Raw genomic sequence first — 11,554 nt, 5'->3', positions numbered from 1 at the left:
CCATGAACAACGGACATTTATAGCGAAACTTCTATGCAGATCGAACAACAACTAGCAGAAATTCAATCGAAAGTGGCTGATACGCTTAAGTTAGCGCTGAAAAAAGGCGCTACACAAGCCGAGGCCAGCATGTCGAAGGTTGAGGGAATTTCGGTTTCCTCTCGCTTACGGGAAGTGGAAAATATTGAGTTTACCAATGATGGTGGCCTGGGGATCAGCGTTTATGTAGGTAAGCATAAGGGCAGCGCCTCAACGGCCGACCTCAGCATGGAGGCCTTAGCGCTGGCGGTTGAGAAGGCCGTGGATATTGCTAAGTATACCAGTGAAGATCCTTGTACCGGACTGGCGGATGCTGAGTTAATTGCTACTGAATTTCCCGATTTAGATCTCTATCACCCGGTTCCACTGGATCCTCAGAAAGCTATTAAGACTGCTGTGGCAGCTGAGTCGGCAGCACTGGATTATGATCCGCGGATCACCAATTCCGACGGGGCCAGCTATAACGCCAATATGGGCATGCGGGTGTACGGTAACACCCACGGAATTAACGCTGGGTATACCAGCAGTCGCTACAGCCTGAGCTGTATGGTGATCGCCAGTGACAACGACGATATGCAACGCGACTATGCCTATACAGTTAGCCGGGATGCCAGCAAGCTGGACTCAGCCGAAGCGGTTGGACTGGAAGCTGCACAGTGCACCGTGGCTCGTCTTGGCGCACAGAAAATCAAAACTGCCACCGTACCGGTGTTAATTGATAAGCAACTGGCTTCCAGCTTATTTGGCCATTACGTTGGCGCTATCAGCGGCGGTTCGCTATATCGCCGGTCTTCTTTCCTGCTCGACAAGCTCGGCAGTCAGGTATTCCCCGAGTGGCTGAATATTGTTGAACGCCCGCACCTAAAAGGCGGGCTGGCCAGCAGTAACTTTGATCACGAAGGCGTGGCCACCAAAGACATGACTATCGTCGATAGCGGTAAATTATCTACCTACCTGTATACCAGCTACTCAGCCCGCAAACTTAACACCGTGACTAATGGTCATGCCGGTGGCATTCATAACTGGATTGTCAGTGATTCCGGTCAGTCAGACGCAGAGCTGCTGAAAACCATGGGCACAGGTTTGTACGTTACTGAGATGATGGGGCAGGGCGTTAACATCGTAACCGGGGATTATTCTCGTGGCGCAGCTGGTTTCTGGGTCGAAAACGGGGTGATTCAATACCCGGTACACGAAGTAACAATTGCCGGCACTTTGCAGGAAATGTTCGCCAATATTGTTGCCATTGGTGCCGAACGTGATGCGCGGGGAAGTGTTAGTACCGGCGCTGTGTTACTCGAAAAAATGAAAATTGCCGGCGCTTAGAAATAAGCTCTTTATATCGCGCACAACAAAACAGGTCAGGCTGTTAATTCAGCCGACCTGCTTTTACAACAGAGTGCTTGTCTTACCTTAGCTGTCTACCGAGCCACAGAAGCGATAACCTTCACCGTGAATAGTGACAATCAATTCTTCTTCATTTGGCTCAGATTCAAAATGCTTACGAATACGGCGAATGGTAACATCCACGGTACGGTCGTTCGGACGCAGTTCACGGCCGGTCATTTCCATAATCAGCTGTTCACGAGTAAGGATCTTACCGGGGTTGCTCAGGAACAGGTGTAAAGCACGGAACTCACTGCGTGGCAGGCGGAATTCATTACCGCTAGGCGCAATCAGAGAGCGGCTGTCGCCGTCCAGAGTCCAGCCGTTAAAGCTAACACGGCTTGGTAAATCATCGTCTTCAGTGCTGCTGGTGGTGCGGCTCAGCAGGTTACGTGCGCGGATGGTCAGCTCACGTGGGTTGAATGGTTTGGTGAGATAATCGTCTGCACCAATTTCCAGACCCAGGATACGATCCACGTCGTTATCACGACCAGTTAAGAAAATCAGGCCGATATTTTTACGGTCGCGTACTTCGCGAGCCAGAATCAATCCGTTTTTACCAGGCAGATTAATATCCATGATAACCAGATTGATTGTGTGATTTTCAAAAAAGTCATGCATTTGTTCGCCGTTTTCGGCTTCGAAAACGTTATACCCTTCGGCTTCAAACAAACTTTTCAATGTGGTTCGGGTGACCACTTCATCTTCTACTATTAATATGTTGGGCGTCTGCATTTTCACACTCTATTTACAAAAATTAGAACTCTGTACAAAGTTTATCAGATTTTATTGTTATCGATCTTTTTATCTTGCAAATTAATTGCCACATTCGTAAAAGTACGCTTAAGGGCAGGTTAAGTCCAAGAAAAAATGTGTTAAATAACGGTTTTATGGTTTTTTTACTGTTACCGGGAACGTTAGCGTAAACTCAACGCCGTTTCCTTCTTCGCTTTCTAACTTTATATTGCCATTAAGCGCCTGAGTTACCAAGTTAAATACTAAATGCATCCCTAATCCGGAGCCACCCTGGCCACGTTTTGTTGTAACAAAGGGATCAAAAATACGCTTCTTGATGCTTGTTGGTATACCGCTTCCGTTATCCTTGTAAATTATTTTCAGTTTTTGGTCATCCGTCAACCTAGCTATGACGTCAATTTTGCCGTTTTCAACCGTTTCGAAGGCGTGGATCAGTGAATTCATGATTAAATTGATCAAAATCTGATTTAACGGCCCGGCTTTACACATAACATTAAGGGTTTCTGAGCAAACAATATTAATTGTATGAGTGACCTTTTTCAGACGCGGCCGCATCGACATCAGGGTCTCTTCAATCAACTGCTTAACGTTGACTTCCCGGGCTTCTTCACTGGTTTGATCCACCGCTACCTGTTTAAAGCTCGAGATTAACTGGGCGGCCCGGTCGAGGTTGCGGTAAATAATATTCAGGTTTTCCCGGCTTTCATTGATAAAGCGTTCCATGGCACTGGCCTTGAGGGTTTTACCCTTAAACTGCTGGTCAATAACCGCCAGCCGGTCGAGCATCATGGTCGAGGCAGTAATACCCAGTCCAATAGGCGTATTTACCTCATGGGCAACCCCTGCCACCATATCGCCGAGTGACGCCATCTTCTCGTTTTCCACAATCTGGCGCTGAAACTGATGCAGCTTCTCAAGAGTCTGAATCAGTTCGTTGTTAGCGCTCTTCAGCGCAACGGTACGTTGATTTACTTCTTCTTCCAGGCGACTGTTGAGGGTTTGTAACTCTCGTTCGGCCTGCTGCTGTTTGCTGATATATTCCTCAACCCGCGACAGTAAAATGTTGATGGAATCGAGCATATGGTCGTACTCGCGGACATTACTGGCTGAGAATCTCAGCGAGTAATCGCGACTGCGGGCAACCTTCTGCAGCATCAGGTTGGTATCCTGGATCGGATTAGCCAGCATCTGGCCGTATTTAAGCGCAACCAAAAAGGCGGCAATGATAATCAGCACTATTGTGGCCACTTGCACCATTCGGGTGCCACTGACGTAGCTGAAAAAAGATTCGGATGACATCCGCACGTAGACATAGCCCAGGGTTTGTTCTTCTATGTTAATGGGACGGATTATTTCTATTACCTGATTATCTTCGTCTAACCGGGCGGTGAAGTAGCGCGCCAGGTCATTGATCTTACTCTCGGCGGCGATACTGGTTGATTTGGTATATAGCGCGAGCATTTGCGGCGTCTGGCCGTTGATTGGGGCACTATAAATATGCGCGTTTAATACGTCCGGAAAACTATCGAGCCCTTGCAGCATATTGGCGAGCTGATCGCTGCGGCTCATCTCTTCGTCTAAATCGCTGGGCGTGATAGCCATAATGGGACGCACGTTACTGGCTACCATATCGGCCAGCGAACGCACGTTTTGGAGTAACTGCTCTTTTACCTCTGCATGTTGCAGATAGTTTGTCACCAGGGTGGATAACAACATAGCGCTGCCGGATACGACAATAACGAGCCATATCATGATACTTTTGATAGAAAGTCTGGCGGCCGACGGCGACATGAGAAGGTTAAATAAGCCCACAAGGATTAGTCATTTAATAGTGGCTCATAAAGGCTAAAAAATAAAGTATTGCGGGGGCTTAAAGGTGTGGTTTTGCGTTATAAAAGCCCTATTTACGCCAGACTATTGGTTATTTTCTGCTGCCCAGTCTGGTGCCGGTATTTCCAATAGCTGAAAAAGTGCCTGCGGTGGCAGCGCATACTCGCGGGCGATACTGGTAAATGCAACTTGCTGACGGCTGACCGGTAAATCGGTGAGGTCGGATAAGCACAGGCACACCATTGAGCCCTGATTAATGGCCAGTGACGGCACTGCTACGCGCGCTACCCGATACAGGGTGTGAGGGCAGTAGGTTTGTCGCTCCGGCGCCTGAATGCATTCCTCAGGCACCTCTGCCCACACTGCAGAACTCGCCAGAGTACAGGCTACTAACAGTAATAATGCCCGTAGTGACATTAATTGATGCTCTGGTATAGCGCCAGATATTGTTCAGCGGCTTCCTGCCAGGTAAAGCGGGTGTGCATGCCCTTTTGCTGCATGGCGCGGAAAGTCACCGGACATTCGTAGTAAGCTAACAGCGCACGACGAATACAGCCAAGTAATGCCTCGCCGCTGGGCTCTTCAAACACAAAGCCGGTTGCCGTATCCGGGGCGTATTCCGGATCGACCACAGTATCCTTAAGGCCTCCGACGGCGCGCACAATAGGCACAGTGCCATAGGCCAGGCTGTACATCTGGTTAAGGCCGCAAGGCTCAAACTGAGAAGGCATCAAAAAGAAATCCGCGCCCGCTTCAATCAGGTGGGCATGTTCGGTACTGAAACCATTAATAAAGGAGAACTGCTGGGGATGTTGCTCGGCAAACTCGCCAAGATCCTGACAAACCCTGGGATCGCCGGTGCCAATAATAACCAGTTGCAGTTTGTGGCGGATAAGGCGATCAAGAATAGGAATAAGATACCCAAAACCTTTCTGTTCGGTAAGGCGACATACCATACCAAACACAGGCACGTTAGGCTCCGCCGGCAGGCCGGATTTACGTTGCAGAGCCTGCTTACATTCTGCCTTGCCACTCACATCATCCGCGTTGAAGTGGGCCGGAATGTACGGGTCGGTCATTGGATCCCACTGGCTGTAGTCACAGCCATTTAAAATACCTGATAAGTCGTTACTGCGCTGCATAAGCCGGTCGTGCAGGCCATGGCTGCCGAGGTCGGTAAGGAGCTCCGAAGCATAATTAGGGCTTACTGTAGTGATTTTATCTGCGCACTCGATGGCGGATTGCAAAAAGTTGATGTAGCCGCCATGGACCTGCTCAAAAATAGCCGGATGATGGCGCAGGTACGGAATTTCTTCTATCCGGTGCACACCCTGAAACGCGGCATTGTGAATGGTAAATACCGAACGCGTGTTGCTGAAATAGCCGCTGCGATCGCTGCGTAATAAAAACGGCAGCATGGCGGTATGCCAGTCATGGCAGTGGATGATATCCGGCGCCATGCCAAGCGCCTGAATCGCACTTAATACCGCGCCGCAGAAGAAACTGAAGCGCTCGCCGTTGTCGTTATAGGCTTCATACGCACTGTTATACAAACCTTCCCGGTTGAAGTATTCCGGGTAGTCAATAAAGTAAACGTCGATACCGTGCCAGTTAAGCTGACGAACGGCATAGTGGTAAACCTTACTTTCGGCAAACAGGGTCTGGCTACTACAGGCTTCAGAAAGTGAGAATTGCTCGGCGATGGCCCGGTAATAGGGCATAAATACGCTAACGGTATGCTCGGGCGATTTCAGTGCCAGAGGCAGTGCTTTGCCCACATCGGCCAGGCCACCGGTTTTGACCAGCTCTTCAACTTCAGAAATCGCAAAAACAATGTTCACACTACTCTCCAGCGTTTAATTTGATGCTTTACACAAATTACCACACAAGACAGGGATTTAAACGCTAACTTTGTGCAAAATACACAGAAAATCGATTGTCCTGGGTGAGCACTGATGGGCTTGAAAATTGTTCCGCGAGCAATTCCGCATAGGGTAAAAAGCGGTTGGCGACCAGATAGAGTTTTCCCTTTGGCTGCAGATGTTGCCGGGTGGCCTGAATAAACTCGCGGCTGATGCGGTAATCGGTTTTAACCCCGGTATGAAACGGCGGGTTTGTTACAACCGTCTGGTACTTAGCGCTGACACCCTGCAGTGTGTCGGTGGCGATAATAATGCCTTGCTGATGATTTTCATGCAACGTGTGGGCGCTGCACCACAGAGCCAGAGCACTGACATCCAGCAGCTCTACACTGGCCTTACTGCCAGCAGATAACAGGTAGCTGGCGATAACACCGGCACCACAAGCAAAGTCGAGAACCTTGCCGGACAGAGATGTGGGCAGCTTATCCAGCAACATGGCAGTACCTGCATCCAGCTCGCGATGACTGAATACGCCGGGTAAGGAACACACGGTCCACTCAATACCGTTACGATTGTAGGTGTCGCGGCTCATATAATCGTTAAGGGTAAACGGAGCGGGCGCCTGGTTGAGATGACAGGTTAACCAGCTGCAATGACGGGCAGAGTCTATTTTATCTACATCACCATAAGATTGGATGGTTTTACCCGCACTTTTTATGCCGCCGCGATTTTCGCCAATCACGTGTACCCGGTTACCTTCACCAACCAGCGCAGCTGCCATAGCCATCAGCATCGCCAGATGCGCTTTGGCTTTGGGCATAAAAATCAACACATCGGTAATCGCTGCGACATCACCAACTGCTGGAGCAAAGGTATGTGTGTGATTGCCAGAAGTGGCGGTGAGGGCAAAGTTAGCGTTATTACTAATCAGGTCGCGACTGTCAAAACGGGCTGCGTCATTACGCCGGGCACACTGTTTAAATACATCGTAATATTGATGCAAAACTGTGAGCTTTACGTCACTTAGCGCACTGAATAGCGCCGCATCGTCGGGATTGATAATCAGCCAGTTACCCTGCTCAAACTGCTCTTCGTTACGCAGTATTAACTGGCTTTGTGGCGACAGGCTCATGCTGTGCGCTCGTAAATCAGATCCCAAACGCCGTGGCCAAGTTTCTGGCCGCGTACCTCAAACTTAGTGGTTGGGCGGTAATCAGGGCGTGGTACATAATCACCTTCGGCAGCGGTGTTAGTGTAGCCCTCTGCTGCGTTCATTACCCCGGCCATGTGCTCTGCGTAAGGCTCCCAGTCTGTGGCCATGTGGAATGTGCCGCCAACAGCCAGTTTGGTGCGAACCAATTCAGCAAATTCCGCTTGTACAATGCGGCGTTTGTGGTGGCGCTTTTTGTGCCACGGGTCGGGGAAAAACAACTGCAGGCGATGCAGGCTGGTATCAGGGATCATGTTTTTAAGCACTTCAACGGCATCATGTTCCATAACGCGCAGATTCTCTACGCCCAGCTCACCGGCATCGGCCAGACAAGCGCCAACGCCCGGACGGTGAACTTCGATACCAATAAAGTTAAGCTCAGGGGCCTCATGAGCCATGGTGACCAGTGACTTACCCATACCAAAACCGATTTCAACGACTACCGGCGCGTCACGGCCAAATACGGCAGCAAGATCCAGCGGCTCGCTCTGGTATTCGATACCTTTGGTTGGCCAGAATTCTTCAAGCGCACGGCCCTGGGCTTTGGTTAAGCGCCCTTCGCGCTTCACAAAACTCTTTACTTTACTGATATAAACGCCGGCCGCTTCGGCTTCGGCCTGGGAATTAAATTTTGCCATGATAGTCTGTCACCTGTTAATTGCCGCGGCATTATCCACGACGCGTACAAAATTGCAACGGTCTGGCGTGCAGCCACGACGGGTCGCTGGTTGTATGATAGCGTAAACCCAGCTTAAACGAATGGAAACTCACCTAATGTCAGCTCACTTTTGCCCTCAATGCGGGCAGCAGACTTTTACCAGTCAGGACAACAACCGTTACCAGTGCAGCGACTGCCAGTTTGAAGTGTTTCGTAATGTGGGCGCAGCGGTAGGCGGGATTCTGGTGTATCAGCAACACGTGTTGCTGGTCAAACGCAGTAAAGCCCCGGCTGCCGGCGAGTGGGATTTGCCGGGCGGGTTTATTAATCCCGATGAGTCGGCAGAGCAGGCGCTGCGCCGAGAATGCCGGGAAGAAACCGGAATCGATCCCGGCGAGTCATTGCAATACCTGGGGGCGTGGCCGAATCAATACCCGTATAAAACACTGGTTTACCCAACCATGGATATCTTTTTTGCTGCCGAACTACACGATAAGCCTGCCTGCAAAGTGGATAACAGTGAGGTGAGTGGCTTTAGCTGGCGGCCATTATCTGACTGTGCGGAGCTTAAACTGGCGTTTCCCTCCGCACAGCAGGCCCTTAGCCGTTACCTGAGCTTAAGCCAATAGCTCGTTTAGCAGCGCCGCCACACTCGCCGGTTGTTCCAGCATCATCATATGGCCGCTGTCTTCAACCGGCAGCAGCCGGGCACCGTTAATTTGTTGGTGGGCGGTTTGCATAGCCGGGAATGTTGCCACTGCGTCCTGACGGGCGGCAATTAAATTTACCGGGCAGTTGAGCTGGCCGAGCTTGGCGGTGAGGTCTTTTCTGGGTGTGGTGCTTTGTACATGCGCCCGTAATGTCGCCGTGCCTAAATCGCTGGCCATATCGGTGAGTATTGGCAGTATGTCGTCACTGTGTTCTGGTAGCATCATGTTAGCCAGATAGGCTTTAGCCGTGATATCCACTTTGCCGCCTTTTAACTGCTCCAGCAGGGTTTTACGCCGTTTTAACTCACGTTCCGACAAACCGGTAGGGGCGTAGCCCATCAGCGTTAGCGAGGCCACTTTATCCGGATAGGTCAGCGCCCACAACGCAGCGATATAGGCCCCCATGGAATAACCAATCAGGTGATTTTTACCGTCCGGGTCGGTGCGGTCGCTGGTGAGCGCTAACATTTCTTCTAAACTATTTGCCCATTGCAGCGGTACATAAGCTCGGGCAGACAGGCTGAGCTGCTTCCAGACCGGCAGCCAAACACGCTCATCACATAAGGTACCGGGTAAAAAAACGTATCGCATGAAACGCTCCTGGGAAAAAGTTGGTCAGAGCCTATCAGGCTCTACGGGATCGGTGCAATCACTGTTACACTGCGCCGCAGTAATTGGGAGTAAAAAGTCGTGAATACATTTTCTACACGGGTATTAAACTGGTTTGACGAACATGGCCGTAAGCATCTGCCCTGGCAACAGGCCATTTCTGCTTACCGGGTATGGGTGTCTGAGATCATGCTGCAACAAACTCAGGTGACCACGGTGATCCCGTATTTTGAACGCTTTATGGCGCGTTTTCCCTCCGTGATAGCGTTGGCCGAGGCGCCGCAGGATGATGTGCTTCACCTGTGGACGGGCCTGGGCTATTACGCCAGAGCGCGTAATCTGCACAAAGCGGCGCAGCAGATTGCCACACAATATAACGGCGAGTTTCCAGCTACCCTGGATGAGGTAGTTGCGTTGCCGGGGATTGGTCGTTCCACGGCAGGGGCCATTTTATCCATCGCCTGCGGTCAGTCACACCCTATTCTCGACGGTAACGTGAAGCGTGTACTGGCTCGTTATTATGCCGTAGAAGGCTGGCCCGGCAAGCGCCAGGTAGAACAACAGCTCTGGCAGTATGCGACCCAGAATACGCCGGATAAGCGCACCAATCATTACACCCAGGCCATGATGGATTTAGGCGCGATGATTTGTACCCGGAGCAAACCGGCCTGCGATCGCTGCCCATTGCAAAGCGACTGCATTGCCTATGCGCAGGGTAATCAGACTGACTACCCGGGCAAAAAGCCGAAAAAGACCCTACCAGTAAAAAGCACCGTGATGTGGATCCCGTTCTACCAGGGCAGTGTGTTACTCAGGCAGCGCCCGGCAACAGGTATCTGGGGCGGACTCTGGAGTTTTATCGAAAGCGAAGATGCTGATGCTGTGCCAAAGGATGTTGCCCAGTTCATCGGCAGCGATTTCGATGCACAGTTGCTTACGCCATTCAGACACACCTTTAGCCACTATCATTTGGATATTCAGCCTAAGCTGTTACATTGCGAGTCGTTAAGCGCGGTGATTGCCGAGACGGGTCACAGCTGGGTGTCGTTATATAAGCCATTGCAATTGGGCGTGCCTACACCGGTAAAAAGACTTCTAACTGATTTAACGAAACAGTTATAATCACAACAAATTAATGCGGAGAATAACAATGCCCAGAACGGTATATTGTGCACACTACGACAAAGAAGCAGACGGACTGGATTTTCAGCTTTACCCAGGCGAGCTAGGTAAGCGTATTTTCGACAGTATCAGCAAAGAAGCCTGGGCCGAATGGCAAAAAAAGCAAACTATGCTGATCAACGAAAAAAAGCTCAATATGATGGAGCCAACCGATCGTAAGTTCCTGGAAGAACAGATGGAAGCCTTTCTGTTTGAAGGTAAAGAACCAACGATTGAAGGCTATGTTCCGCCCAAAAAGCCGTGATTTTGCACAGATTGCACAAAGAACATGCAGTTGATTAAAATATTCAAAAAAGTGGTTGACTTAAAAGCGCGAAACTCGTTAAATACGCACCCACAGCGAGACAGCAACATTAATCGCTAACCAGTTTTGCCTCGATAGCTCAGTTGGTAGAGCAGCGGATTGAAAAGTGCGAGCTTTATCAATCGATTTTACCAAGCTGATCTGTTAGGATAAGAGATATAAAGTTAGTAAGCACTTCGATTTAGCTTGCAAAGTTTTGCAAAGAAAAATTAAAGCTTACACTGCACAGTTTTATGTGCCTCGATAGCTCAGTTGGTAGAGCAGCGGATTGAAAATCCGCGTGTCCCTGGTTCGATCCCGGGTCGAGGCACCACTTATCAAGAAGCCCTGATCAGAAATGGTCGGGGCTTTTTTGTTATATTTGCGCTTTGTGTATGGTTAGACGTAGCGGATTTACATCCACTGATAACAATACTGTACCGGATCGAGTTCGGCCTCTGGTACCATTCTTTGCAAGAAAATTTAGCAACTAAACCGACCTTTGAGTCGGTTCTTTTGTATCTTTTATTTACTATTCTCGTGTTAAAAGATGATTCACACAAGAAAGTGAATTAATTTTCTGAGTATTGAATTATCCAGTCTTCTAACAAGTTAAATGGTACTGGATACTGAGCTATCCCCACGAATAGTAAAATAAAGTCAAAGAGTTAGGGAACATTCATGGCATTTGGTGATCAGATCTTTCGCCAAAAAAAACCAACACAGAAAACACCATGAATGCACGCTCTATATTGAACAATCTTGTCTCTTTTGTCAGCCATAAAATGCATAAAACCCGCAAACAGGCCGTTGTCGCCTGTGTGCGAAGCTTGATTGAGAGCGGTTCGGCCACTGTGACCAGTATGGGGCGCGGTATCCGTTCCAATGCCTATGAGAAACACCGTATTAAGCGGGCTGACCGGCTGTTATCTAATGGTCACCTCCAGCGTGAAGTACCGTTTATCTATGCAATGATTTGCCGGTTATTTTGTACCTGTAAACATCCTGTCATTGCCGTTGACTGGTCAG

11 protein-coding genes, 1 tRNA gene and 1 pseudogene are annotated in these 11,554 nt (G+C 49.6%); 6 read left to right on the top strand and 7 right to left on the bottom strand.

The window, feature by feature from the left end:
- Positions 1-33 precede the first annotated feature (33 nt).
- A complete protein-coding gene (gene pmbA / locus C6Y40_RS05370) occupies positions 34-1,365 on the top strand; it encodes a metalloprotease PmbA (protein WP_105933693.1) in 1,332 nt (443 codons plus the stop codon).
- Positions 1,366-1,452: 87 nt separating this feature from the next.
- On the opposite strand, the gene arcA is transcribed toward pmbA, so the two are convergent.
- The 6 genes from arcA to trmB form a co-directional block, all read right to left on the bottom strand.
- On the bottom strand, positions 1,453-2,160 hold the full coding sequence (gene arcA / locus C6Y40_RS05365) for a two-component system response regulator ArcA (RefSeq protein WP_070178677.1): 708 nt from the start codon (positions 2,158-2,160) through the stop codon (positions 1,453-1,455).
- 153 nt (positions 2,161-2,313) lie between these two features.
- Positions 2,314-3,897 carry a sensor histidine kinase gene (locus tag C6Y40_RS05360; RefSeq protein ID WP_240621854.1) on the bottom strand — a complete coding sequence of 528 codons (1,584 nt, stop codon included), beginning with the start codon at positions 3,895-3,897 and terminating at the stop codon, positions 2,314-2,316.
- A 198-nt stretch (positions 3,898-4,095) separates the two neighbouring features.
- Positions 4,096-4,428 (bottom strand): hypothetical protein, encoded by a 333-nt coding sequence (locus tag C6Y40_RS05355; RefSeq protein ID WP_105933692.1) that lies wholly within the window; start codon positions 4,426-4,428, stop codon positions 4,096-4,098.
- Complete coding sequence (glgA, locus tag C6Y40_RS05350) at positions 4,428-5,852, bottom strand: glycogen synthase GlgA (protein ID WP_105933691.1); 1,425 nt, start codon at positions 5,850-5,852, stop codon at positions 4,428-4,430. The genes C6Y40_RS05355 and glgA overlap by 1 nt, the downstream gene beginning before the upstream one ends.
- Before the next feature lie 64 nt (positions 5,853-5,916).
- Entirely contained in the window at positions 5,917-7,005 is a 1,089-nt protein-coding gene (locus C6Y40_RS05345) for a methyltransferase (RefSeq protein ID WP_105933690.1), read from the bottom strand.
- Positions 7,002-7,721, bottom strand: coding sequence for a tRNA (guanosine(46)-N7)-methyltransferase TrmB (trmB, locus tag C6Y40_RS05340; RefSeq protein WP_105933689.1), 720 nt, complete (start codon positions 7,719-7,721; stop codon positions 7,002-7,004). The genes C6Y40_RS05345 and trmB overlap by 4 nt, the downstream gene beginning before the upstream one ends.
- A 136-nt stretch (positions 7,722-7,857) precedes the next feature.
- Here trmB and C6Y40_RS05335 point away from each other — a divergent pair, with 136 nt between their 5' ends.
- Positions 7,858-8,370: an NUDIX hydrolase gene (locus tag C6Y40_RS05335; protein ID WP_170308413.1), complete on the top strand. Its 513-nt coding sequence runs from the start codon at positions 7,858-7,860 to the stop codon at positions 8,368-8,370.
- Here the strand turns inward: C6Y40_RS05335 and C6Y40_RS05330 are convergent.
- Complete coding sequence (locus C6Y40_RS05330; protein WP_105933687.1) at positions 8,359-9,042, bottom strand: alpha/beta fold hydrolase; 684 nt, start codon at positions 9,040-9,042, stop codon at positions 8,359-8,361. The genes C6Y40_RS05335 and C6Y40_RS05330 overlap by 12 nt on opposite strands.
- Before the next feature lie 99 nt (positions 9,043-9,141).
- Here C6Y40_RS05330 and mutY point away from each other — a divergent pair, with 99 nt between their 5' ends.
- The 4 genes and pseudogenes from mutY to C6Y40_RS05310 all read left to right on the top strand — a co-directional run.
- Positions 9,142-10,182, top strand: coding sequence for an A/G-specific adenine glycosylase (gene mutY, locus C6Y40_RS05325; RefSeq protein ID WP_105933686.1), 1,041 nt, complete (start codon positions 9,142-9,144; stop codon positions 10,180-10,182).
- A gap of 28 nt (positions 10,183-10,210) precedes the next feature.
- The gene (locus tag C6Y40_RS05320) at positions 10,211-10,486 is read left to right on the top strand and encodes an oxidative damage protection protein (RefSeq protein ID WP_105933685.1); all 276 of its coding nucleotides are present in this window, start codon (positions 10,211-10,213) and stop codon (positions 10,484-10,486) included.
- 297 nt (positions 10,487-10,783) lie between these two features.
- Positions 10,784-10,859 (top strand) — tRNA-Phe (locus C6Y40_RS05315).
- 400 nt (positions 10,860-11,259) lie between these two features.
- Positions 11,260-11,554: pseudogene (locus C6Y40_RS05310) on the top strand (IS4 family transposase); the annotation flags it as partial.

Source organism: Marisediminitalea alba, from assembly GCF_002993365.1.
Classification (GTDB): domain Bacteria; phylum Pseudomonadota; class Gammaproteobacteria; order Enterobacterales; family Alteromonadaceae; genus Alteromonas; species Alteromonas alba.
The sequence above is the reverse complement of the archived record's forward strand: the minus strand, read 5'-3'. Positions and strand labels throughout refer to the sequence as shown.